Below are 24,919 nucleotides of genomic sequence, written 5' to 3'. Positions count from 1 at the left end.
CACGACACCATATCTTGGCGTTAAACCTCAACAATTCACAAATCAACCAAATCCATTATGTTTACGATACATAAGGCTAAGTGTATCATATGGCAAACGAATGTTTGAATTGTGGAGCCTCGTTGGAAGGAAACTTCTGTGCCCAATGTGGGCAGCGAGATAAAGATAGTGACCGATCCCTGCGTCATCTCTTAGGTGATTTGGTGAACAATTTATTTTTTGTGGACAATCGGATTTGGGTGAGTTACAAGTATCTTCTCTGCAAGCCCGGGATAATGACGTATGAGTTTCTGGAAGGGAAGCGTCGGAAGTTTATGCCTCCCGTTACCTTGTTTTTGTTTGTCAATGTGCTGTACTTTTTCATCTCCTCACTTACAGATTATTCTCTTCCCTTAGTGGATCAAATCAATCAGCCTACGCATGGGGCATTAGCCACTCGAATGGTAGAGAATAAGCTCGTTGAAGAAAAAATGGAAATGGAGGATTATAGTGCCATATACAACCAAGCTTCAGACAATATATCTAAAACAATCATGATTTTGAATGTGCCGATCATAGCTTTGTTTGTTTACCTACTGGCCATTCGAAGGCGCAAGTACTATTTCGATAGTTTGATTTTTAGTATGCACTTTTTTACTGTTTTTCTGTTATTTATTGTAGTAGGTGTATTTACCGCCAAGGGGTACATTTTGGTTGTGAATCAATACTTCGGGTCATCCATTGGGCCTTGGGTGTTTTGGATTCCCAGCTTCTTAGTGGTACTCCCCACATTTTTTGCTATTGTCAGTTTCAAGAGGTTTGCTCAGGTGAAGTGGGTCCATGCGGTGTGGAGTGGATTGCTCATCATGGTCGGAGCGGCTATTACACAGATGATCTATCGTAGTATTGTTTTCTTCACCACTTTTTGGTTGACCTAAGAAAGTGGAATGTTACAGTTTTTTTACCAGCAGTTGCTCGCATACCTTTTGGCTGAGCATTTCAGTTGGATGACCTTCATAACTTACGGTCATACTTTGATCGAAAGATTCAATTGATTGCACCGTCATTTGTGTTTCCAAAGAGATGTTTCGGCTATCCAAGAACTCTAAAAACTCCTTAGAAGAATGACTTAAAGCGATAAGAGTCACCTCATCACCAGGCTGACATTCGGACAACTGTATATGGTTTTGGCTAATGATGTTACCTTCCTTGTCGGGAATAGGCGAGCCATGAGGATCTACTTTTGGATATTCCATTAGTTCGTCCATTCGATCGAATAGGGCTGGAGCCTGAATATGCTCCACCTGTTCGGCAATCTCGTGCACTTCCTCCCACCCAAATCCCATGTTTTCCACTAAAAACATTTCGGTAAGACGGTGCTTTCTAATGATCAGTGCAGCCGCTTTTTGTCCCGAAGCAGTGAGTTTAAGCGGTTTATACTTTTCATAGGCTACCCAGCCCTGCTGTTGTAGGTTTTTCACCATGCTATTGGCAGTGGGTTTGCTTACCTCAAGAGTAGCACTTAATTCGGAGATGTTTACTTCTCCTTCTTCATTGGATAAGTTGAAAAGAGCCTTTAGATAATTTTCGACCGTTTCGGATGCCATGTTGTTTGCAATTCTATTTCGCAATAATATAAAAATCCCACTAAATTTATTTGTTAGATTAATCTAACATATTATTTTTGCATTCATAAATTATTTGTTTAGATATTCCTCATGAAAAATTACTATTTCTCTAAATGGTTAGCGCTGGCACTGACGTTGGCAAACTTCAGTCTCCAAGCTCAAAATGCAGCTATAAAAGGACGCGTAACTGCGGGCGACCAACCGGTAGAGTTTGCGAATGTTTATTTGAAAGACACTCAAGTGGGTGCTGTTGCCGATCAAAATGGATTTTTTCAAATTGATAATATTTCTGCGGGTACGTATGAGGTCGTTGCTTCTTCCCTAGGGTATGACAAAGCGATGAATGCTGTCACGCTCCGTGAAGGAGAAAGTACCACCATCAACTTTGTTCTCAAAGAGAACAGTGCCACTTTAGGTGAGGTTGTAGTCTCCGGCACAATGAAAGAAGTTTCGAAGCTCGAAAGCCCGGTGCCTGTGGAAGTCTATACCGCTACTTTTTTTAGAGCCAATCCCACGCCGTCTGTATTCGAATCTTTGCAGAATGTAAATGGTGTAAGACCGCAGCTCAATTGCAACGTTTGTAATACCGGTGATATTCATATCAATGGATTAGAAGGTCCTTATACGATGGTTTTGATAGATGGTATGCCGATAGTTAGTGGACTTTCTACGGTGTACGGTTTGACTGGCATACCACAATCACTCATCGAGCGTATGGAAATCGTGAAAGGCCCAGCGTCTACTTTGTACGGTTCTGAAGCTGTAGGGGGCTTGGTCAATATCATAACCAAAAAACCGTCTTCCGCACCTTTGGTAGCTGGTGATGTATTTGCGACCAGCTGGGGAGAAGTAAACACAGACCTGGGTATCCGATATGGTCTCGGCAAGAAAATATCTTCACTCCTTGGTATCAATTATTTCAATTACCAAAATCCTATCGACAACAACGACGACGGATTTACAGATGTGACACTTCAGAATAGAATCTCTGTTTTCAATAAACTAAATATTGAGAGGAAGGAGAATCGACTGTTTTCGGTAGCGGGTCGCTATGTGTACGAAGACCGATGGGGAGGAGAGATGGATTGGACCAAAGAATACAGAGGTGGTGATCAAATTTATGGGGAGAGTATCTATACCAGCCGCTGGGAAGCCTTTGGTATTTATCAGCTACCGGTGGAAGAATTGGTTAATTTTCAATTCAGCGCCAATGGGCACAATCAAAATTCTGTCTATGGCAATACCTCATACATCGCTGATCAATATATTGCCTTTACACAGCTCACTTGGAACAAGACCGTAGGAAATCATGATTGGTTGACCGGAGTGGCATATAGATATACCTACTACGATGACAATACACCAGCGACCGCCAATGCCGATCCCAACAACCCTGAAAACCAACCTTCGATCACTCATTTGCCAGGTCTGTTTGTTCAAGATGAAATCAAGCTCAACGAACAGAACAAGCTGTTGCTTGGGGCTCGTTATGATTACAACAGTTTGCATGGAAATATTGTGAGTCCCAGGGTCAACTATAAATGGTCCTCGATCAATAAAAAGAATGTACTGCGGATTAGTGTGGGCAATGGCTATCGAGTGGCCAACGTATTTACGGAGGATCATGCTGCGCTTACTGGGGCTCGTACAGTGGAATTCGATGGGGAATTATCACCTGAAACTTCTTGGAATGGTAATGTCAATTTTGTAAAAAAGATTTATACCAATAGCGGTTTTTTCATTGGCCTGGATGCTAGTCTGTTTTATACTTATTTTTCAAATCAGATCCTTCCTGATTATGAGACAGACCCTAATAAAATTATTTATGGCAACTTAGATGGTTCCGCTGTTTCTCAAGGGGCTTCTGTCAATTTAGATATGTCTTGGGAAAACGGGCTGAAAGTGATGGCTGGGGCTACGCTGATGGATGTGTCTGTAAAAGAAGGCGACGAAAAATTTCGTCAGCTGCTCACTGAGCGTTTTCAGGGCGTTTGGAGCATTGGGTATTCCTTTGATCAATTGGGTTTGATTGTGGATTACACGGGTAATTTGTACGGGCCTATGCGACTGCCTTTGTTGGGGGATTTGGATGATCGAGCTGAATACTCTCCTTGGTGGAGCATTCAAAATATCCAGCTGACCAAAAGGTTTGGTAGTCAATGGGAAATGTATGGAGGAGTGAAGAACCTTTTAAACTTTACACCTCCCGCTAATAGTATCGCACGATCATTCGATCCGTTTGATAACGATGTTACCTTCGCGCCAGCAGGTGGAATGACAGGTGCAAGCGGCAATTTTTATGCGGAAGGAGAGGTAGTAGATACAGCAAACAATCCTAATGCGCTTACCTTTGATCCTAGTTATGTATATGCACCAAATCAAGGAATAAGAGGCTTTTTGGGTGTGAGATACACTTTTAATTAATAAGCATAATGCTACGGTTGATTCTAGGTTTATGGATGGTGGTCATGGGGTGGTTTCCGCTCAGCACAGATGCTCAGCCGGCTGCTTACACTTTTGATCAGCTAGATAGTTTGCAGCAAGCCTCGGAAAGAAATGTGGTGGTTTTTATTCATACGGACTGGTGTAAATTCTGTCAAACCATGAAAAACACAACCCTTCAAAACCAAGAAGTTGAATCATTGCTTAATGAGAATTTTTGGTTCATATCGCTCAATGCAGAATATAGAGGTGATATAATACTTGCCGGACGTACGTTTAGCTTCAAGCCTACTGGCGCAGGTACGGGCGTACATGAATTGGCAGAAGAGTTGGGGCGACAACAAGGTGAGCTGTCTTATCCATCTCTGTGTATTTTAGATTCCGATCTACAGATTCTATTTCAATATGATCAGCTGATGTCTGTGCGTCAGATGAAGGAGGTCTTGGAAGGCATTAAAGAATAAAAAAAACTCCCATCTGAGTCCAGATGGGAGTTTTGTTGAAAATTTTGAGCCTTGATTTTTACATCTTGGCTTCGCTAATCTTACAATTCTAACGCAGCATTCATTTTTCTTACCGCCTCAGCACTAGCTTCAAACTTGGCCTTTTCATCATCGTTCAAGTCTAGCTCAATAATTTTTTCGATACCATTTTTACCCAAAATCACAGGTACGCCGATGCAGATATCATCTTGACCATATTCTCCTTCCAGGTAAACAGAACAAGGAATCATAACTTTTTTGTCTCTTACGATAGCTTCTACTACCTCAGCACCAGCAGCTCCAGGTGCATACCATGCAGAAGTTCCCAACAAGCCAGTCAACGTAGCACCACCTACCATGGTGTCGGCAGATACTTGCTCCATTCTTTCGGCAGAGATGTAGTCGGAAGCAGGAGTAGAGTTGTAAGACGCTAGTCTTGTCAAAGGAATCATCGTCGTGTCACCGTGTCCACCGATTACCATTCCTTTCACGTCATTTGGGTTGCACTCTAGTGCTTCAGACAATCTGTACTTGAATCTTGCACTATCCAAAGCACCGCCCATTCCAATAACTTTGTTTTTAGCCAATCCACTAGTCTTTACAGACAAGTAAGTCATGGTGTCCATTGGGTTGGAGATCACTACCAAAGTAGCATCTGGGGAATGTTTTACTAGGTTTTCAGTTACTGATTTCACAATCCCAGCATTGGTACCGATCAACTCTTCTCTCGTCATACCTGGCTTTCTTGGAATACCAGAAGTGATCACTACCACAGAAGACCCTGCTGTTTTAGAATAATCTCCCGTAGTACCAGTTACTTTTGCGTTGAATCCATTTAGGGTTGCGCATTGGTTCAAGTCCATGGCCTTACCTTCGGCAAAACCTTCTTTGATGTCAAGGATTACTACTTCATCAGCTATTTCTCTCATAGCGATGTACTCGGCTACGCTGGCGCCTACATTTCCGGCACCTACTACGGTTACTTTCATCTTGTTTGTATTTTTATAATTCTAAATTAGGGATCATTTCGTGCCGCAAAAATAGCCAAATATTGGGCTAATTGGGAATGTTGAAGTGATTTCTTAGAAGAAGGTTAGATTTTCCCCTGATAGACTTTGCTTAGTTCGAAAAAGCCAAAGTGTGACTTGTAAGTTTTGAAAAGCTGTGTGGTGTACTCGTTGTAGATTTCAGAGAAGGCACTCATCATTTTGGCCTTTACCTCAGGATGTGACTGAAAAATTTCTAATATGTTGATTTGGGGTACGACATACAGCTGCGCCTTTTCAGAGGTAATAACTGTTGTGTAAATTCTTTTAGCATCTTCAATCAAACTATTGTCTCCGAATATACCGCCTCGATAGGTTTCTGCCAGCTGCTCAAATTTGTCGTTGACATCAATCGAAAGTGATACAGACCCTCTCTTAATCACATACAGTGCATGACTGGGGTCTCCCGAAAAGAAGACCACTTCATCCTGTTGGTATGTGCGGAGGTACATGCTCGGTAGAAATAAGGCCAACTCATCTTCATCCAACTTTTCGAAGTGCCTGGTCTGCGCCATAAAGGCAATAAGATCAAGTTCTTCGTTGCTATATTTCTTTTTGAATGGATTAAACATGATTGGTCATTTTTATGAGCAAAAGGCGTTTAGTGTTCGGGGTAACTTTGTATCGATTGTCGATTCGATAGCCTGCTACCCAGACGATGTCATGATTAGATTCGAACAGCAAAACCCTTGATTTCAAGTTTACGGGAATTTTCTCATCAATCATAAAATCACTCAGCTTTTTTTTACCCTTCATTCCCAACGGATAAAAACTATCACCTTGTGCCCAATTCCTCACTTTTATAGGGAACTGGATTAAATCAGCATCAAGACAGGCCGTATGATTGTCTTTTGGCCAATCTTTCTGATAAGGGGTAAATTCAATAGTGAAATCAGCCCATGGCGTAGAAATCAAAGGATCAGAATCTTCTATAATTGCGCTGTATTCTTTCTTTTCTTGTTTAGGAGTGATTAGGATATTTTCACGATCTATTACTAATGAGTAATCGGAGGAGAAATATTGTTTTCCTGAAGTATCTGATAAGCCCTCAGCTATAGAGAAACATTGATCAAGATTAAATCCAAAAGGTTTTAAGAGTTCAATGAGAATGGCTAACCCACCAGCTTCCTGATCAAACCAGGATAGCTTCAAGGAAAAAGTGTCCTGATGTTTGGATAGGAATTGGGATCTGACTTCATTGGCTTGGTGTACAAGCAGCATTTCTAAGGCTTCAAATCTTTTACTGTTATTTGTCAAGGTCTGCTCGAGTCCTGGATTGAGTTGCTTGAGTTCTGGGATAACATTCAAACGTAAACGGTTGCGACTGTATTTGTCATCTTGATTGGAAGCGTCTTCTCGCCATTGCAGCTCATGTGTTCTGGCGTAAGCTTCTATGTCTTCTTTTGAAATGGAAAGCAGCGGTCTGCGAATTTGATCATTTTTGAGAGGAATACCCCTAAGTCCTGCAATACCCGTTCCTTTTGTTAAATTATAGAGCATGGTTTCTACCTGGTCACCTGCATGATGTGCTGTCACCAGATAATTGTATGCCTGTGTTCGTAACACTTCATCAAACCATGTATAGCGTAATTCCCTAGCTGCTAACTGTGTTGATAGTTGCTGGTCCTTTGCGAATTTTTTGGTATCGAAAGCTTTGGTGTAAAAAGGAATCTTATGCATTTTGGCGAAGGCTTCCACAAATTCAGCATCGGTATCAGACTCCTGTCCTCTCAATTGGAAATTACAATGAGCAACCCCAATGTGATAATCAAGTTGAAAAAGTAGATGGGTGAGGACCATGGAATCTAGACCTCCACTCAAGGCAATCAACAAATTGTCATCAGGCCCAAAGAGTCTATTCTTTTTTATATGTTGCTTGACTTGATTAAGTAGTGTATTCACTTCGGAACTTTTGATCAAACTTAGTTTTTTTTCGTATGGGAAGCGAATGAATGTTATTTCATTTGGCATCTGATTTGTTTAAAGAAGTCCTCAATTTTATTGTTTACTTATCTCATGGTTTCCATGTAGTTTTGCCTCATATTTTTACACTATGCGAAATACATTTCTGTTTTGGTTGGTTTGTGTATTGTTGTTCTCAGAAGCCACAATTGCTCAAAAGGGAGAGAAAATTAGATATAAGGCTGATCGGCTAACTAATGCTCGTGATGGGAAGGTGAGATTTAAAAAGCTTTTGCACAACGTGAGTTTTACTCAGGAATCCACTACCGTGTATTGTGACTCTGCCTACTTCTACAGTAAAAAGAATGAGATGGAAGCTTTCGGTAGGGTTAGGATTGTAGATGATTCTGTCACGATCACAGCGAAGAAGCTCATTTACCAGGGAAATGAGGGTATGGCTTTGCTTCGCGAGGATGTGGTGTATAGAAAGGGGCGAAAGGTACTTTATACGGATATCTTAGATTACAATTTGATAACTGAAGTAGGGGAGTTCAAAGAGCAGGGTAAGCTGGTCGATGAAAGAAATACCCTGACAAGTGTGTACGGGGTCTACCATTCTAAAAGTAGTCAAGCCTTCTTTTATAGAGACGTGCTTCTCGTTTCACCGGATTTCAACCTGCGGGCGGATACTTTAGAGTATTCATCCAGGACTAAAATAGCAGTTACCAAAGGCCCAACCTACATAGAGGATAAGGATGGAACAACCGTGGATTCGGATGGAGGGCGTTTTAGAACTTCTCACGACCAAACCACATTTACAGAGGGGACCATAGAAACAAGAAACTATATTGTAACCGGTGATGAATTGTTTCTAGATGATCAGAAGAAATTTTATACCGCGAAGGGAAATGTGGTCATGACCTCAAAGAAAGATGACATTCTAATCTTCGGAGAGAAGGCTGTGTACGACAAGAAGGCTGGTGTAAGTACAGTATATGGACGGCCCTTGATGAAACGAGTGATGCGTCAAGATACTTTCTTCATGGTATCCGATACTCTGGTATCAATTGAGAATGTGGATAAGGACAAAGAGAGGATTCTGGCCTATCACAATATTCTTATGTACAAGCTTAACATGCAGGGCAAATGTGATTCGGTGGCATATTTTCTTTCTGATTCTACCATTCACATGTACAATGATCCTGTGATATGGAACAAGAGTAGCCAGATGGTCTCAGATAGTATTGACCTATTGTTCAAAGAAGATATACTTAGGACCATGACGCTTCGAAGAAAGGCCTTTTTGATTTCGATCGATACGTTGGGACAGCACAATCAAATCAAAGGAAGAAAAATGGTAGGTGATTTCAATGAATATGGTGATATTCAGACCATGGATATCAATGGCAATGGAGAAAGTCACTATTTCGTGCTCAAGGGAGATAGTTTAATGATTGGCATGAATAAGATATTCTGCAGTTCGATGACTTTGAGGTTTGAGGATAATCTTATGAAGAACATTTCTTTCTATACACAGCCCGAAGCCAAGTTCATTCCGCCCCATGAGCTAGAGGAAGATCAGATGTTTTTAGAAGAATTCGATTGGCGCTCCGATGAAAGACCCGAACTTTATGAGGTGGCTACCTATTATAAACCTGGTGATAAGGTGACAAAGTACGGAAATCTAAAAAGTAAGGCAGAGCAACTAATCCAAGAAAATAAGGAGGAGATACAAATGGGTAAAAAAATGCTGGAAAATGGTAACAAATCTGGCATGATGAAGCAACTAAAATCCACTCAGGATCATTTACTAAAAGAGCGATAAAGCCACTCTGGTTGATAATAATCTCGTCTCGAAAATGTATTGTATTTAAAACAAAGAAGCTATATTTGCAGGCTTATGCGAAAAATGAGGGTTTTAGGGAATTTTGTATTGGTTTTGATGGCTGTTTTGGCCATTTCGTGTAGTGAATTTAAAAGACTACAAAAAAGTACAGACTGGCAAATGAAGTACGAAGCCGCTCTTCGCTACTATGAAGAAGAGGAGTATTACAAGGCAAGTGTATTGTTTGATCAGGTACTGCCGATAATTAAAGGAACGCAAGATGCCGAAAAAGCTAGTTTCTATCGAGCCTATTCCTATTATCATCAGAGACAATATATTCTTAGTGGTAGCTACTTTAATGAATTCGCGAGAATTTACTCTAGAAGCGAATGGGCTATAGAAGCAGCTTACATGTCGGCATATTCTGCCTATTTGCAAAGTCCCGACTTTAACTTAGATCAGTCCAGTACCTATACTGCAATCAACGAGTTCCAGGTCTTTATCAATAGAAATCCATACAGCGAGTACGCTGAGCCTGCGACGAAGTACATCGATGAGCTACAAAGAAAATTAGAAAAGAAGGCTTTTGAGAATGCCAAACAGTATCATAGGCTGGAAAGATGGGAGGCTGCAAGGGTAGCTTTCGAAACTTTTGCAGATGAGTTTCCTGACTCTAAGTTGAATGAGGAAATCATGTACTACGCAGTAGATTCTGAATTTAGCTATGCCAAACAAAGTATTAGGGCGAAGCAAAAAGAGCGTTATCAAAAAACTATTGAACTCTATGAAGAGTTTATAGACAAATATCCGGAGAGTGAATTCTTGAAAAAGGCTGAAAAGTTTTATGTAGAGTCACTTGAACAAAAGAAAAAATTATCTAAAAATTCATAATAATGGCGGTTAAACCATCAATTGTAACTAGAGACATCACAGATTTGTCATCTTCTACTGGCAACATCTACAAGTCTTTGAATGTAATTTCTAAAAGAGCGAGACAAATTTCTTCTAACGTAAGAGAAGAGTTGAGTGGGAAATTGGCGGAATTTGCATCTACTGTTGACAACTTGGAGGAAATCTTCGAAAACAGAGAGCAAATCGAAATTTCTAAGTTTTACGAAAGAATGCCAAAGCCTACGATCGTGGCTATCGAAGAGTTTTCTGAGGGAAAAGTCTTGGTTAGAGATGCTGTGAAAGAAGAAGGCGGCATCGAAATTTAATTCACGCCCCAATGCTAAAGGGGAGGAAAATATTATTAGGAGTATGCGGCAGTATAGCCGCATACAAATCCGCACTTTTGATCAGACTCTTGGTCAAAGCAGGCTGTGAGGTACGTGTTGTCATGACTTCTTCAGCCAAAACTTTTATTACACCACTTACACTTTCTACACTTTCTAAAAATCCTGTGGTTTCTTCATTTGAGAAGGATGACCAAGGCCAATGGGAGAACCATGTAGAATTAGGTCTTTGGGCTGATCTATTTCTGATAGCCCCAGCAAGTGCTAATACGTTGGCTAAAATGGCGCACGGCCTATGCGATAATCTGCTTTTAGCCACATATTTATCTGCCAAATGTCCTGTGATGATTGCTCCGGCAATGGATTTGGATATGTACAAGCACCCTGCCACTTTGGAGAATCTAAAAACTTTACAGTCTTTCGGACATCAAGTACTAGATGCCGAACATGGAGAGTTGGCGAGTGGACTGGTAGGTGAGGGGCGAATGGCAGAGCCAGAAGAGTTGTTAGCCAATGTAGAGTCTCACTTTTCAAAAAAAAAAAGATTTGAAGGAAAGCAGGTATTAATTACTGCTGGACCTACTTACGAAAAAATTGACCCCGTTCGTTTCATCGGTAACCATTCATCCGGTAAGATGGGGCTGGCCCTCGCTCATGTGATGGCTAATGATGGGGCTCAAGTTCAACTCATTGCAGGGCCTGGTAACTATCCAATAGATTCTGATTTAATTACTTTAGTTCGTGTTTCTTCAGCTGATGAAATGCACGAAGCAGTGGAGAAAAGATACCCTAAGTCCGATATCACAATTTTTGCAGCAGCAGTTGCGGACTACCGACCAGTATCGCCAGCTGAAGAGAAAATCAAAAAGGCGGGTGACTCGATGACCATTGAGTTGGTAAAAAACAAGGACATAGCGGCTGATATGGGCAAACGCAAGTCTAAGACTCAGATCAACGTTGGATTTGCTCTAGAGACTGAAAAAGAAGAGCAGCACGCTCGGGAGAAATTGGCTAAGAAGAACTTTGACCTCATTGTGTTGAATTCATTGAATGATAATGGCGCTGGATTTTCTGTCGATACTAATAAAATTACTATCTTCAGCGTTGATCAAAAACCGAAGCACTTTGAGCTTAAATCGAAGCAAAAAGTAGCTGAAGACATAGTTGACTGCATTCATGAAAAAATCCACGCTTAACTTTTTCCTAATTGTTTTATTGGTTTGTGGTATAAGACCACTTAGGGCGCAAGAGCTGAATTGCCAGGTGACAGTGAATGCTGTGCAAATTGAAACTACTGAAAGACAAGTCTTTCAAGAAATGGAAATTGAGTTTGCTAAATTTCTTAATGACCGAAAGTGGGCAGACGAGCGATTCGAAAATCAAGAGAGAATTAATTGTGGCGTAAATATCACGCTAGAATCTCAGCCTTCGTTGGGTAACTTCCAGGCTACGGTGCAGGTGATTGCAGCCCGACCCGTTTTTAATTCATCTTACGAAGCTGTTTTGATCAACTTTGCTGATAGAGATTTCAATTTTGAATACACGGAATCTCAGCCGCTTGATTTTCAGCCTACCACGTTTATGTCTAATATCACATCGATGTTGGGGTTTTATGCTTACATGATGATAGCCAATGATTACGATTCCTTTGAAAAGCTAGGGGGACAGCGATACTACGAAGCAGCATGGCAGGTGGTGAACAACGCACAGCAGTCGGGTTATACAGGCTGGGATCAATTCAATAGTGTGCGAAACAGGTATTGGTTGGCAGAGAATAGTATAGATCAAGTGATGGAGCCTATGCGTGAAGTGATGTATGAATACCACCTCCAGGGACTGGATCTGATGGCAGACGATCCTGAAACCGCGCGGACTAATATCTTCGAAGCCCTTAAAAAGGTCCAGGAAGTCAACCGTTCTAAACCAAGGTCTATTTTAATCATCTCTTTCTTGGATGCCAAAATGGATGAAATTGTGAGCATTTTTTCTGATGGCGATCTAACTCAACGGAGAGAAGTTTACAATATTCTTAAGGCATTAGAGCCTTCTAAGACTGAGCAGTTTGGTAAGATCTTGGATAACTAATTAGCATCTTTTTCAAACTTTAGAACTTTGGAAAAGATTGGAAGGTACATATCTCTAAAGTTCTTATTTTTGACCTCATTTTCACCTAAAGAAAGGATAGCCAATTTATGATTTCTAGTTTGTCCATCAGTAACTATGCTTTGATAAAAAAACTGCAGCTCGAACCAGATGCAGGATTGAATATCATCACTGGTGAAACGGGGGCAGGAAAATCTATCATGTTGGGGGCCGTTGGGCTACTTCTGGGCAAACGCGCTGATACCAAAGCTTTGTTGGACAAAGAAAAGAAGTGCGTGGTGGAAGGAGAGTTCGATATTTCCAAACTAGGCTTGGTATCACTTTTTGAGGAGGAAGACCTGGATTATGAAGATGCATCTATCATTCGTAGAGAGATCAATCCCAAAGGCAAATCAAGAGCATTTATCAACGATGTGCCAGTGACGCTAGAGGTGATGAGAACCATTGGCCTGCGGTTGATCGATATTCATTCCCAGAATGAAAGTATTCAACTGGGTAATAAATCAGTCAAGGTAAAACTCATTGATGATTTTGCTCAGACCACTAAAGAGCTCCAGCGATTCCAAGCTGACTTTCACGCATTCGGTCAGCTGTCAAAAAAACTGGCTAACCTTCTAGAAGAGGAGAAAAACTCAAAGACTGACGAAGATTATAAAAAATATCTTCTGGATGAGCTGGTTGCAGCAGATCTCAAAGCTGAGGAGCAGTCGGCCCTAGAAGAGGAACTGAAACTCCTTGAACATGCAGAAGAGATCAAAATCAAACTGTCGCAAATATCTGTTGAGTTTGATGAGAATGAAGTAGCCATCAACGACCGATTGAAAGAGGCTTCTGCTGTATTAAAAAATATCGCTAGTTTTTCCAAGGAACTGGAAACGCTCAGTACGAGATTTGAATCGGCCACAGAAGAAATTATTGATATTATTCGAGATGTGGTTAATGTTCAGGATAATGTAGAACACAATCCTGCCAGATTAGACGAAGTAAGCCAGCGTCTTGATCTGATTTATAAACTTCAGCAAAAACATAAGGTGGCAGATGTAGAAGGATTGATTAAGCTTCAAACGCAGCTGGAAAGTGAAACGATCGGGGCGATCAATCTGGAAGAAGAGATCAAAGCGCTAAAAGTTGAAAAGGAAAAACTAGAAAGGCAAATGATTCAATCTGCAGAAGCGCTTTCTGAAAAGCGACGTGGTCAGATTGATACTTTTTCCTCTTCATTGAACGATTTGTTGGCGGAAGTAGGTATGCCCGATGGTCATGTCGAGTTTGTCTACAAGAGAGTAGAACCTTGGAAACTGGGAATTGACGAAATAGAAATACTCTTTAGTGCGAATAAAGGTATCAAACCCGAGCCAGTAGGCAATGTAGCTTCAGGTGGGGAGTTCTCCAGATTGATGTTTTGCATCAAATATTTGCTGGCAAGCAAAACAGCCATGCCGACGGTGGTATTTGATGAAATTGATACCGGAGTATCTGGTGAGATTGCCTTAAAAATGGCGAATATGATGCGACGGATGTCAGGGAATCATCAGATCATCTCGATCAGTCATTTGCCGCAAATTGCGGCTCGTGGGCAGGCACATTACTTTGTATATAAAAACAATGAAGCCGAGAAAGCAGAGAGTATGATTCGCAAGCTTGAACCAGAGGACCGTCTGGAAGAAATAGCCAAGATGATAGGAGGAGAGAATCCTTCGGATACGGCACGAAATAGTGCCAAGGAACTCATAGAAATGAAATAATTTGTACGCAAAGGGCTACTCTAGTCAGAGTGGTTATCTTTGCTTTTTTTATACAACAATAGAAACTAAATCAAATGTCTAATAATCTATTAAAAGGAAAAAGAGGGATCATCTTTGGTGCTTTGGACGAAAATTCAATTGCATGGAAGGTGGCTTTGAAAGCTAAGGAGCAAGGGGCTTCATTTACCCTGACCAATGCGCCGATCGCATTGAGAATGGGAGCAATCAATAAATTGGCTGAAGAATGTGGATCTGAAGTGATTCCTGCAGACGCAACCTCTGTAGAGGATTTGGAAAACCTTTTCACCAAGTCTCAGGAAGTTTTAGGCGGAAAATTGGATTTTGTATTGCATTCGATTGGCATGAGCCCGAATGTGAGAAAAAATAAAGAATACAATGAATTGAACTACGATTGGATGCTCAAAGCGATGGACATCTCTGCTGTTTCTTTTCATAAAGTGATGGCAGTAGCTGAAAAACAAGATGCTATGAATGAATGGGGCTCTATTTTGGCCTTGACTTACATTGCCGCACAAAGAACATTCCCTGATTATTCAGACATGGCTCAAGCCAAAGCGATGCTGGAGTCTATCGCTCGTAGCTACGGTGAGCGTTTTGCCAGATTGAAAAAAGTAAGAGTGAATACTATTTCTCAGTCTCCTACCATGACCACGGCTGGCTCTGGTGTGGGCGGATTTGATGTGTTTATGGACTATGCTGAGAAGATGTCGCCACTAGGCAATGCTTCTGCGGAGTCGTGTGCAGACTACTGTGTGTCTATGTTCTCAGACTTGACTAAGATGGTGACTATGCAAAACTTGATGCACGACGGTGGGTTCTCTTCGTCTGGTATCACGCAGGGAATCATCGATCAGATGACTAAGTAAAAACTTGATGATCGCATCAAAAGCGTGCGTCATTGCGAACAAAGTGAAGCAATCTTATCGTTCGTCCGGTATTCGAATTTTAAGATCACTTCGTTTCCTCGTGATGACGGATTGTATTTTTTGATGCGATCTATTACACTCCTATTACATGATCGCCTTCCCCAACGCCAAGATCAATATCGGTCTCAACATCACCTCCAAGCGGGCGGATGGCTATCACAATCTCTCTTCTTGTTTTTTGCCTATTGACTGGAAAGATGCACTTGAAATTGTACCAACGGATCAGTTTGAATTTACCTCTTCAGGATTAGATATTCCGGGTGATAGTAGCGGCAACCTTTGCGTTAAGGCTTATAATCTACTGAAAGAAAAACACAACATCCCGCCCGTGAAGATGCACTTGCACAAGGTGATCCCTATGGGCGCAGGATTGGGTGGTGGTTCTGCAGACGGTGCTTTCGCTTTGAAGTTGCTCAATGATCAGTTTGAAATTGGTTTGGCGAATGATGAACTTGAGGCTTACGCCAAAACGCTCGGAGCTGATTGCCCTTTCTTTATAGATAATAAACCTAAGCTAGTGACTGGCATTGGAGAGGTGATGGAGGATGTCACAGTTGACTTATCGGGCTATTCTATGGTGGTTGTGTTTCCAGGTATCCATGTAAGTACCAAAACGGCTTTTGCCGGCATCAATCCTAAAGAGCCAAGCTACGACCTGAAAACCATCCTTCAACAACCACCTAAAAATTGGCAAGGTACCATCATCAACGACTTCGAAAAAACCGTCTTTGCTGCTCACCCAGAGATTCTAAAGATCAAGGAACAACTATTGCAGCAGGGGGCAGCTTATGCTTCTATGACTGGGACTGGGTCTGCTGTTTTTGGGGTGTTTGGAGAAGGAGTGAATTTGGATTCTATTAAAGATGGGCTCTCAAATTGCATCATTTGGGGAATGAAATAGGGGCATTATTTTGGGATTTCATTTGCAACAACTTAAATAATTGGATTTTTTGCTGAAGGTAAAATGAAATACATTAAACGGAGAATCATTCTGACCTTGTTTTTAGTAGCTGTATTGTCAGTAAATGATATCAAGGCCCAGAATAGGAATGAGCAAAAAAAAGTCAAGTTTAGATATTTAGTAGGGCTATACAACCATAAAGCAGCTGAGGAAGTTCGGCAATATACATTTGTACAAGCAAAACTGCTTGAATTCAGGCTTTATTCTAGTAGGAAGCATTTAGAAGATAGCTTGAATGCTCAATTAGTATCGAAAACAGGTTATTACAAAACTAACATGATTTTAATGGACACCATTAAATGGGACTTGTCCAATGGTTTGCCTCATTATCCCGAAATTATGAGGCGGCATAGAAAAACAGATTATGATATTTCGAAAGATCAAGAGGCATCAGAATGGATAATCTATATGATGATCCTTGATCATTGGAAGGAATATAAAAAACTACCCTATCAAATCATAGATGGGTTTAGTGTTGTAGATACGTTGCAATTCAATAATTCTCAAAAATATTTGTTGAAAGGTCAGTTTAGCTATGATGCAAATGGAGAAAGAACTTACAAGGATAGTGTAATTCGCATTGAATAAACTTTGAAGGGTTGAAACCAACTGGCGCCCATCTGTGATGCGTGACTAAGTCAATAATTGTTATAACCCGATTTTCTACGCCCTTGTTGGTGTTGTCACCAACAAGTTCTATAGCAGCGCGTTTTCCTAAATAATCATCGCTTTGAAAGCCAAAAATAATGGAGGTTACATCAAGTGATTTTTTTGAGTAAAACCCCAGTCCAGTCCTGTTATCTGCACTTTTCATTTTTGGGCTATATGGTCGTATTTTTGCTTTGAAACAAGAGGATTTTCCATTCAGTTTTGTGCATATACATGAATCATAATTGATTGAGATGAATTTCAAATTCAAATTATTTATAGTTCTTAATTTAACGTTTACAGCTTGCAAGGATCAAGAAGCCCCAGCTTTAGGTACTGAGTCATCCTATTACCAAATCTGCAATACAGCTTTGTCTGCTTGCGCAAGCGGAAGTGGTAACTACTGTTTATTTGGATTTAAATGGGGAGAAGGCAACCCTTTTAGTGAAAAAGGTTTTGATGTTTCGGGACCTCGAGCAGGAGCAAATGGCATTTCATTTAGTTTTCAGGAGTCTAATGGGATTGTTAATACTCACAAACAAATTAACGTACCAAGTGATTCCTTCGATAATATCATGGATTGTTCTAAAGATGAAATTAGAAGGGCACTAAATGCTTGGGAATCAGTTGGCAACATATCTTTTTTAGAAAGCCCAGAAAATAGCAGTAGTCAAATCAAATTTTATGTGGCGGATATTTTACAAAGTGGGGTCGGTTTTCCAAATTTTCCCAACGAACCTTGTTCAAATTTGGGTGGGACTGTGATCATTAATAAAGCAATAAGTTATCCGAATTGTGATGCATTTTATTCGTTTGCATTACATGAAATAGGTCACGTATTAGGCCTTGGTCATGTGAATTCTGAAAATATTATGAATCCCGACCTGATCGGTCAGATAGCAGATTTACAAGACGGAGATATACAAGGAGTTCTTGAAATCTACGGTAGCGCTGATTAAATTTCTTCTTTAATAATCCGCTCTGAAATCCAGGTTTATCTCGGTTTTATGCGCTTTTCACACTTATTTCCTGCCATCTAACAGAAACTAATATGTGTTTTTTCGACATCTGATTTTTAGTCAAAAAATGGCTGATAAAATCATCGAAACCCCTCTACATTGCACATGTCTATTTAGAAAGGCCAACGAAAATTACTTCTGTCAAACGAAGTTCGTGGTTGATCTAACTACTTAATTTTTTAACCATAAAAACAAATTATTATGAAAGCTTTATCATTATTAGTGATCGCAACATTAACCTTCTCATCAGTAGCCACGGCTGAAATCCATGGTACAGACAACAAGGAAGTTTCAGAAGTAAAGGCAAACATCTTCGCGCAAAACAATGGTATGGTTTACATACAGGTTGAGAGTCCTGTGGATACCAAAGTGAAGATCACCATTAAGGATGATGCCGGTGTGATTCTTTACGGAGGTAAAGTAAAAAAAGACAAGGTGTTAAAGAGATTTGATGTTTCTAACCTTCCTGCTGGATCGTATTCTTACGAAGTAAGCAACGAAGATTACAGTGTATTAAAGAAAATAGAAAAGAAGTGACCGATTCAGTCGGTTCTTCAAAAGAAACTTAATCGTTAAGTAGTTTTGTTTTTGTATCATGCTAAGCATCCTGTCCTGGCCGACAGGATGCTTTTTTGTTTGGCTGCTCGTCATGGCTAGGAAGTGAAACGAATAAATCAATCAATCTTCCACTATACCCAATCAATCCCTTTTTTAAGCAGGTCTAGGGTTTGTTGCTCTTTTGAATCTTTGGCAGGAATATGATTGTATTCCCAGTTAGCTTGTGGAGGCAAACTCATCAAAATAGACTCTGTTCGACCGTCTGTATCCAGTCCAAACTTGGTGCCCTTGTCCCAAACTAAGTTGAATTCAGCGTAACGGCCGCGTCTTAGATACTGCCACAGCTTTTCGTTTTCTCCGTAAGGTAAATCCTTGTTTTGCGTCATTAAGTGAGTGTAGATAGGCGCAAATTGACTCCCTACATCCTGTACAAACTTCCAGCGATCTTCTTTGGTGAATTGATCATCGGCCGAAAGGCGATCGAAGAATATACCACCTACACCTCTGGTCTCTTTTCTGTGTTTAATGTAGAAATAATCGTCCGCCCATTTTTTAAATTCAGGATAGTATGATGCATCATGTCTATCACAGCAGCTCTTCATTTGGTTATGGAAGAATTTGGCGTCCTTTTCATCCACATAATGTGGGGTAAGGTCGATACCTCCTCCAAACCAACTGATACCGTTGCTCATTTCGAAATAGCGGACATTCATATGAATGATAGGTACCATCGGGCTATATGGGTGCATTACGATAGATACGCCGGTCGCGAAGAAATCAGCCTGATCGATTTTAAGTGCTTCTAGAATTTTGGCGGGTGTAGGGCCATGCACAGCCGAGAAGTTTACGCCTCCTTTTTCTAGAATGTTTCCATCTTTAATGACCCTGGTTCTGCCACCGCCTCCTTTTGGCCTTTCCCAAAGATCTTGGTGAAACTTGCCTTTGCCGTCGGTTTGTTCAAGTGCTGAGCAAATGTCATCTTGAAGTTCTTTGAACCAATCTTGTATTTCTTCTTTTGTCATTGTCTAATATTAAAAAGGATACCCAATACCCAGATTCCATACCAGGCGATTGTAGTTACTGTAGTCGGGTAGGTCGAAACTTCCTCGTCTAACGTTGTTGTCGTATCTGGTTTGGTTGCCAGGATCATGAATCTTCCAAGCAGCATCCAATCGTAAGAGTAGGAAGGAAAAATCTAATCTCAGTCCATAACCGGCACCAATAGCAATTTCCTTTAAGAAATTGTCAAATTGAAACTGACTACCGGGCCTTACAGGGTCTACACGCATGGTCCATGTATTTCCCATGTCTACAAACAGTGCTCCGTGTAGAAACCCAAATATTTTATGCCTCAGCTCTACACTGGTTTCTAGCAAAATCTCACCGGGCTGTTCAAAATCATTGCTATAAACTCCTAAAGAGTCCACCGGTAGAAACGAGCCAGGTCCTAGTCGTCGAGGTTCCCAGGCACGAATACTATTGCTACCTCCGGCAAAAAAGAACTCCTCGTATGGTAATGTTTCATTTTCTCCGTATGGAATAGCAACCCCCAAATGCGCTCGATAGGCTAGGGTAACTAGAGAATTGACGGGAGCGGAATGTCTAAAGTCAAGATCTACCTTGGCATACTTGAAATACTCTAAGTCTCTATCAATAGTTTTTTTTGCAATAGCGCTGTATAAATTCCCTCCTAATTCTATTTGGTACCTAAAGAATGAGGATTTCTCTTTTCGGTTGCCATAATCATTGATGTTGTGAGTCACGGAGAGCCAAGAGCTGCTTACAAACGAAGGCAAGAAGGAGTTGTTCAAATTGTTTCCTTGGGCTTCTAGTTCATCCAGAAACTGCTGATATTCATCTGTTACATCAGAGTCGATAAAATTGATATCAGCGATGTTCAACGAATAGTTTCGTCGTTTTTCATAGTTCTGCCAACTCAGGATATATGAGGTATTGATGGTCGTTCGAAGATATTCTGTCCTATTCGTATAGTTCAAACCAAAAGAGAGTCGTGTTTTTGGGTTTAAGTGGCCTATTTTGGATCGAAAATCAGAGCTTAACGGAATCATGAACTGAGGGAAAGTGAAGGCTAAATTGGCGCCGTAGTCTAAGGAGGAATAGGGGTTGCCTGTATTTGTTGCACCGGATATACCTTCAAATCCAACCCTGCCGCTCAATTCCATCACCTCCAGACCACGGAACGTATTTCTGTTTTTGATGGAAGCGTTGAAAAAAGGGCCGGGTAACCCTTTGCTTACATTAAGCCCTAATTCTGAGGAAGTTTGAAATTTCTTAAGAGGGCTGGTGAAAACATTGGATACGAACTGTCCGCCAGTAGTATCATAGTTTACATTGATGAATTTGAAGATATCCATGTTAGATAACTGCTTCTGTGTTTCTAATGTGTTGGACCTTCGGTAGAGTTCACCAGGCTTTAGGAATATCCTCCTATCTAGAATTTTCTCTGAATATCTCTTACTGTAAAATTGGTAGGTGATGCCTTCAAAACTTTCACTTTGTCTATTGGAGGCTAATCCTGTAATGTCTGCATCAGTGGTGAAAATGACGGAATCAATGGTGTATACTTTGTGTTTAGGTTGGTTGTTCGGGTTTCGAATAGTCAAGCCAATGATTACTTTTCGATCTCCTAAGGAGGATGAATCGACTACAAAACTGATAAACTGTCGGCTGAAGTTATAGTAGCCATTGTTGAGCATAAGATCGTTTAGACGATCTCTTTCCTGAACCAAATTAGCCTGTTCGTAGTTTTCGTCTGTCTTCAAAAAAGATACTGCAGATGATTCGATTACTCTATGGTATATAGCGGTGTCAGGGATATTATAAAAGAGCGAGTCTATGATGTAGGGTTGGTTTCTTTCAATAGTATAGACCGTAGAGACCATTTTGAAAGTATTTTCAGTTGTATAGGTCACCTCTGAATTAAAGTAACCTTTTGTTTCCATGTAATCCTGAATTTTATCAACAGTGGCACGTTCTTTCGCTGAGTCGAAAATAGCCAACGGTTCACCCATTCTCATTCCAAAGTTTCCTTCTTTGATATTTCTGATTTGTTTGTTGACCTTTTTGTTCATTTTGGCCTGAAGCCGTTTCTGCTTCTTCTCACTATCCTTTTTTGCAATTTTTTTACTGAATTTGGATCGGATTTCTTCAATTTTCCGCTCGTATTTTGCTGAATCATATCGCTTGACCCCACGTTGATAAATGCCTACATAAGGTGACCAGGGAATGAAGAGGATTTTTCGATTGGGTTTATAGGTGTAGAGAGATTGAATTTCTTCCTTGTTCAGCTTTTCGGCGCCATCTAGTTTTTGTTCAACCAGAAGAGATTCGCCCTCTGGCAAAAACCTACGTCCCATACACCCTGTAAGAAACAGAAATAGGATCAGGATAATTGGCCCATATGAAGGTTTGAAATTGTTAATACTTTTCTCTGTCTAGTAGATATTCAATTGCTGCGAATTACTGATAATCCATTAAGTTTGGCAAAAGGTCTGCTGTCTGTCTTAATCTCAATGAATACAGATCAAAAGCGCATTTTTGATAAATAAAGCACAACCATTGATGATTTCAAATCGAGAGTCAAAATTCATTAAATCCCTACAATTAAAAAAATTCAGGCAGCTGGAAAATCAATTTGTCGTGGAAGGGGCAAAAAATGTGCTAGAACTGCTGCAGTCTGATTTGGAAGTAATCAGAGTATTCGCAACAAACGATTTTTTGTCGAAGTATCAAGAAAGGCTTTCAGAGTATTCAGAGGTGCTGACCGAAGTGAAAGAAGCTGACTTAAAAAAAGTGGGGAGTTTTACAAGTAACAATGCTGCACTCGCCCTGGTGAAAGTACCTGAGCAGAGTGAAATGGATAGTTCGCAATCTATTCTGGCCTTCGACCGCATAAAAGACCCAGGTAATCTGGGTACGGTCATTCGTATTGCGGACTGGTACGGATTCAAACAGATTGTGTGTTCAACTGAGTCTGTCGATTGCTACAACCCTAAAGTGATCTCCGCTACCATGGGCTCATTTGCTCGTGTCCAAGTGCATTATGCTGACCTTGGAGAAATACTACAAAAGTCAAAGCATGTCTATGGCACTACCCTCCAAGGTGACAACATTCACGAATTAAAATTCCAGGAGCCCGCTGTTGTTGTTTTTGGTAATGAATCTGAAGGTTTGGCAGATGACTTAAGGCAATACTTGACCCAAGAAGTTTTTATCCCTGGTTACGGTGGCGCAGAGTCTTTGAATGTGGCTGTTTCCACGGCGGTGTTCTGTGATAACTTTAGACGGTTGTTGAAGTTTCAGTAATGGCGTCATTTTCTGAATTAATCAGAAGGCTCCATTCAGACTCGACCTATAAAAATTTAAAATTAGAAGATTGCTATGTTGTTGTGCATTATAACACCATTCAAATTATAAGATGAGGTGTTGATTCGAGTTTACTGGTTTGGAAAATTAAAAAAATGCTTGTCCATTTTCCGGTTGACAGTCGGTATTTTTTGTTCCTGCTTTGCTTGAAAAAAATAAATGAAATTTAAGGAATTACATAATCAAGAAAACCCCCTTCTTATTGCAAATGTTTGGGATGTTTCAAGTGCTAAAGTAGCAGAACATCTTAATTTTCACGCGATTGGCACCTCGAGTGCTGCAATGGCATCTCTTTTGGGCTATAAAGATGGTGAAGATTTGGCATTCGAAGAGTTAGAGTTTTTAGTAAAGCGAATAGCTAAATGTACAAATTTGCCATTATCGGTTGATTTGGAATCAGGGTATAGCCGTAATCCTGAGGAAATAGCAAAAAACATTATTGCCTTGAGTAATTTGGGCGTGGAGGGAATTAATATTGAAGACAGTATAGTAAAGGACCAGCGACATCTTTTGAATGTCGATGAATTCTCAAAGATGTTGGCTGAAGTTAAAAACCTATTGAACCAAGAAGAGGTAGATGTATTTGTGAATGTTCGGACAGATACATTTTTATTAGGCTGTTCGGATTCGATTGAAGAGTCTAGGAGGCGTATTGCGATATACGAACAGGCCGGAGCTGATGGTATTTTTGTTCCTTGTATTGTGCAGGAGTCTGATATTAGAGTAATCGTTGACAGCACCTCTTTACCCGTAAATGTTATGTGCGTGCCCAATCTGCCTAATTTCGATCAATTGACAGAATTAGGTGTAAAACGAATTAGTATGGGAAATTTTTTATATGATTATATATACAGGCAATTAGAAATGAAGTCTAATGAGATCATGAACCAGAAGTCATTTCATGCACTTTTTTAAGTAAATATTCCTTATTTCAATTATTCATGATACGATATTTTAGACTTCGCCGGGCACAAGATTCGACATTGTGCCTTATTCTCCTACCAAACTCACAAACTTCTTAATCAACCCATTGGCCGTGCCTTCCTTCCAAATCAGTGATAGATAAGTAATCTGCTTCACGTTTGTTAGTTCGATAAACTTGATATCCAGATCAAAACCGTGCTTCAGAGAAGTAGGGACAATAGCCACACCTAGTCCATTTTCCACCAGCCGAAAGATGGTGTTAGCATGTACCGATTTGTGAGAGATCTTAGGTGTAAAACCATGATCATCGAAAATGCTCATCACCTTATTGTAGTAGGTGCGACTGTAGTCACTGGAGAATAGTATGAAACTGTCTTGGGAGAATTGACTCAGGTCTTTGAAGTTGTCCTCGTTGATTTTGTGATTCTTCGGCAATACAATAGAGAAATTATCTTTGAATATCTGCTTTGAAGCGATTCCTTCTGGTGCTTGTTTGGCTCGAATGAAACCTATATCCAATTTGTTATGCTGTATAGCAAAAATCTGATCTTCATTGCTCATTTCTTCTAAGGACGTGTGAATCTTTGGGAATTTTTCATTGAGTTTAAGCAGGAGATGAGGAACCACAGCTTGCATAGCCGATCCCACAAAACCAATGTTTAATTCTCCTTCTTCCCCTTTGTCTATCAATTGGATAGAGCGTTTGATAGATTCCAATTGATTGAGCAGATTTGAACTTTCGTCATACAAATACTTGCCCGCATCTGTTAATTCCACGGTACGTTTGTTTCTGATAAAAAGCTGTACGCCCAATTCGTCTTCCAGTTGTTTAATCTGACGACTCAATCCTGGCTGGGTAATGAAAAGTCGCTCTGATGCCTTTCGGAAGTGTAATTCCTGGGCTACAACCATAAAGTATCTAAGATGTCTGAATTCTATTTGATTACTCATTGTTATCAATTGTTGATCTACAAAGTATTTTCAGTAATCAAAATTAGCAATTAATATTGTTCATGAATTAAAAGCATAGACTTTTTCATTCAAGCTGCCGAGAGGCAGAAGCAATAACCCCAATTGATAAACAACAAC

23 protein-coding genes are annotated in these 24,919 nt (G+C 40.4%); 16 read left to right on the top strand and 7 right to left on the bottom strand.

Annotated features, from left to right (window positions below; translation table 11 throughout):
* Positions 1–89 precede the first annotated feature (89 nt).
* The gene (locus ACO6S2_RS17285; RefSeq protein ID WP_422359812.1) at positions 90–917 is read left to right on the top strand and encodes a DUF3667 domain-containing protein; all 828 of its coding nucleotides are present in this window, start codon (positions 90–92) and stop codon (positions 915–917) included.
* Positions 918–929: 12 nt separating this feature from the next.
* On the opposite strand, the gene ACO6S2_RS17280 is transcribed toward ACO6S2_RS17285, so the two are convergent.
* Positions 930–1,586, bottom strand: a complete 657-nt coding sequence (locus tag ACO6S2_RS17280) for a metal-dependent transcriptional regulator (protein WP_422359811.1) — start codon at positions 1,584–1,586, stop codon at positions 930–932.
* A gap of 111 nt (positions 1,587–1,697) precedes the next feature.
* On the opposite strand from ACO6S2_RS17280, the gene ACO6S2_RS17275 reads away from it, so the two are divergent.
* Together ACO6S2_RS17275 and ACO6S2_RS17270 are read left to right on the top strand one after the other, a co-directional pair.
* Positions 1,698–4,031 carry a TonB-dependent receptor gene (locus tag ACO6S2_RS17275; RefSeq protein ID WP_422359810.1) on the top strand — a complete coding sequence of 778 codons (2,334 nt, stop codon included), beginning with the start codon at positions 1,698–1,700 and terminating at the stop codon, positions 4,029–4,031.
* A gap of 8 nt (positions 4,032–4,039) precedes the next feature.
* Positions 4,040–4,513, top strand: coding sequence for a thioredoxin family protein (locus ACO6S2_RS17270; protein WP_422359809.1), 474 nt, complete (start codon positions 4,040–4,042; stop codon positions 4,511–4,513).
* Between the two features lie 80 nt (positions 4,514–4,593).
* Here the strand turns inward: ACO6S2_RS17270 and mdh are convergent, their stop codons facing one another.
* The 3 genes from mdh to tilS form a co-directional block, all read right to left on the bottom strand.
* Positions 4,594–5,520, bottom strand: a complete 927-nt coding sequence (mdh, locus tag ACO6S2_RS17265) for a malate dehydrogenase (RefSeq protein ID WP_422359808.1) — start codon at positions 5,518–5,520, stop codon at positions 4,594–4,596.
* 104 nt (positions 5,521–5,624) lie between these two features.
* Positions 5,625–6,149 (bottom strand): cyclic nucleotide-binding domain-containing protein, encoded by a 525-nt coding sequence (locus ACO6S2_RS17260; RefSeq protein WP_422359807.1) that lies wholly within the window; start codon positions 6,147–6,149, stop codon positions 5,625–5,627.
* Entirely contained in the window at positions 6,142–7,548 is a 1,407-nt protein-coding gene (tilS, locus tag ACO6S2_RS17255; RefSeq protein WP_422359806.1) for a tRNA lysidine(34) synthetase TilS, read from the bottom strand. The genes ACO6S2_RS17260 and tilS overlap by 8 nt, the downstream gene beginning before the upstream one ends.
* An 82-nt stretch (positions 7,549–7,630) precedes the next feature.
* Here tilS and ACO6S2_RS17250 point away from each other — a divergent pair, with 82 nt between their 5' ends.
* The 11 genes from ACO6S2_RS17250 to ACO6S2_RS17200 all read left to right on the top strand — a co-directional run bounded on the left by ACO6S2_RS17250 (position 7,631) and on the right by ACO6S2_RS17200 (position 18,499).
* Entirely contained in the window at positions 7,631–9,304 is a 1,674-nt protein-coding gene (locus ACO6S2_RS17250; protein WP_422359805.1) for an OstA-like protein, read from the top strand.
* A gap of 75 nt (positions 9,305–9,379) precedes the next feature.
* A complete protein-coding gene (locus ACO6S2_RS17245; protein ID WP_422359804.1) occupies positions 9,380–10,195 on the top strand; it encodes an outer membrane protein assembly factor BamD in 816 nt (271 codons plus the stop codon).
* 2 nt (positions 10,196–10,197) lie between these two features.
* Positions 10,198–10,521, top strand: coding sequence for a DNA-directed RNA polymerase subunit omega (locus tag ACO6S2_RS17240; protein ID WP_422359803.1), 324 nt, complete (start codon positions 10,198–10,200; stop codon positions 10,519–10,521).
* A gap of 11 nt (positions 10,522–10,532) precedes the next feature.
* Complete coding sequence (gene coaBC / locus ACO6S2_RS17235) at positions 10,533–11,735, top strand: bifunctional phosphopantothenoylcysteine decarboxylase/phosphopantothenate--cysteine ligase CoaBC (RefSeq protein ID WP_422359802.1); 1,203 nt, start codon at positions 10,533–10,535, stop codon at positions 11,733–11,735.
* Positions 11,716–12,624 (top strand): DUF4835 family protein, encoded by a 909-nt coding sequence (locus ACO6S2_RS17230; protein ID WP_422359801.1) that lies wholly within the window; start codon positions 11,716–11,718, stop codon positions 12,622–12,624. Before coaBC ends, ACO6S2_RS17230 begins: the two co-directional genes overlap by 20 nt.
* Before the next feature lie 107 nt (positions 12,625–12,731).
* Positions 12,732–14,387 carry a DNA repair protein RecN gene (gene recN, locus ACO6S2_RS17225; RefSeq protein WP_422359800.1) on the top strand — a complete coding sequence of 552 codons (1,656 nt, stop codon included), beginning with the start codon at positions 12,732–12,734 and terminating at the stop codon, positions 14,385–14,387.
* Between the two features lie 74 nt (positions 14,388–14,461).
* Positions 14,462–15,274, top strand: coding sequence for an enoyl-ACP reductase FabI (locus ACO6S2_RS17220; protein ID WP_422359799.1), 813 nt, complete (start codon positions 14,462–14,464; stop codon positions 15,272–15,274).
* A 148-nt stretch (positions 15,275–15,422) separates the two neighbouring features.
* On the top strand, positions 15,423–16,235 hold the full coding sequence (ispE, locus tag ACO6S2_RS17215) for a 4-(cytidine 5'-diphospho)-2-C-methyl-D-erythritol kinase (RefSeq protein ID WP_422359798.1): 813 nt from the start codon (positions 15,423–15,425) through the stop codon (positions 16,233–16,235).
* A 63-nt stretch (positions 16,236–16,298) separates the two neighbouring features.
* Positions 16,299–16,883 (top strand): hypothetical protein, encoded by a 585-nt coding sequence (locus ACO6S2_RS17210; RefSeq protein WP_422359797.1) that lies wholly within the window; start codon positions 16,299–16,301, stop codon positions 16,881–16,883.
* Between the two features lie 314 nt (positions 16,884–17,197).
* Entirely contained in the window at positions 17,198–17,902 is a 705-nt protein-coding gene (locus ACO6S2_RS17205; RefSeq protein ID WP_422359796.1) for a matrixin family metalloprotease, read from the top strand.
* Between the two features lie 261 nt (positions 17,903–18,163).
* The gene (locus tag ACO6S2_RS17200; RefSeq protein ID WP_422359795.1) at positions 18,164–18,499 is read left to right on the top strand and encodes a hypothetical protein; all 336 of its coding nucleotides are present in this window, start codon (positions 18,164–18,166) and stop codon (positions 18,497–18,499) included.
* A 152-nt stretch (positions 18,500–18,651) separates the two neighbouring features.
* Here ACO6S2_RS17200 and hemF read toward each other — a convergent pair whose 3' ends face one another.
* Both hemF and ACO6S2_RS17190 read right to left on the bottom strand, forming a co-directional pair.
* Positions 18,652–19,542: an oxygen-dependent coproporphyrinogen oxidase gene (gene hemF, locus ACO6S2_RS17195; RefSeq protein WP_422359794.1), complete on the bottom strand. Its 891-nt coding sequence runs from the start codon at positions 19,540–19,542 to the stop codon at positions 18,652–18,654.
* A 9-nt stretch (positions 19,543–19,551) separates the two neighbouring features.
* Entirely contained in the window at positions 19,552–21,897 is a 2,346-nt protein-coding gene (locus tag ACO6S2_RS17190; protein WP_422359793.1) for a BamA/TamA family outer membrane protein, read from the bottom strand.
* 205 nt (positions 21,898–22,102) lie between these two features.
* On the opposite strand from ACO6S2_RS17190, the gene ACO6S2_RS17185 reads away from it, so the two are divergent.
* Positions 22,103–22,846 (top strand): TrmH family RNA methyltransferase, encoded by a 744-nt coding sequence (locus tag ACO6S2_RS17185; RefSeq protein ID WP_422359792.1) that lies wholly within the window; start codon positions 22,103–22,105, stop codon positions 22,844–22,846.
* 219 nt (positions 22,847–23,065) lie between these two features.
* Positions 23,066–23,821, top strand: coding sequence for an isocitrate lyase/PEP mutase family protein (locus ACO6S2_RS17180; protein WP_422359791.1), 756 nt, complete (start codon positions 23,066–23,068; stop codon positions 23,819–23,821).
* A gap of 75 nt (positions 23,822–23,896) precedes the next feature.
* On the opposite strand, the gene ACO6S2_RS17175 is transcribed toward ACO6S2_RS17180, so the two are convergent.
* Positions 23,897–24,781, bottom strand: a complete 885-nt coding sequence (locus ACO6S2_RS17175; RefSeq protein ID WP_422359790.1) for a LysR family transcriptional regulator — start codon at positions 24,779–24,781, stop codon at positions 23,897–23,899.
* Positions 24,782–24,919: the final 138 nt, after the last annotated feature.

Origin of the sequence: Reichenbachiella sp. (assembly GCF_965233835.1) — a bacterium.
Taxonomy (GTDB): Bacteria; Bacteroidota; Bacteroidia; order Cytophagales; family Cyclobacteriaceae; genus Reichenbachiella.
This window is presented reverse-complemented; position numbering and strand designations above follow the sequence as displayed.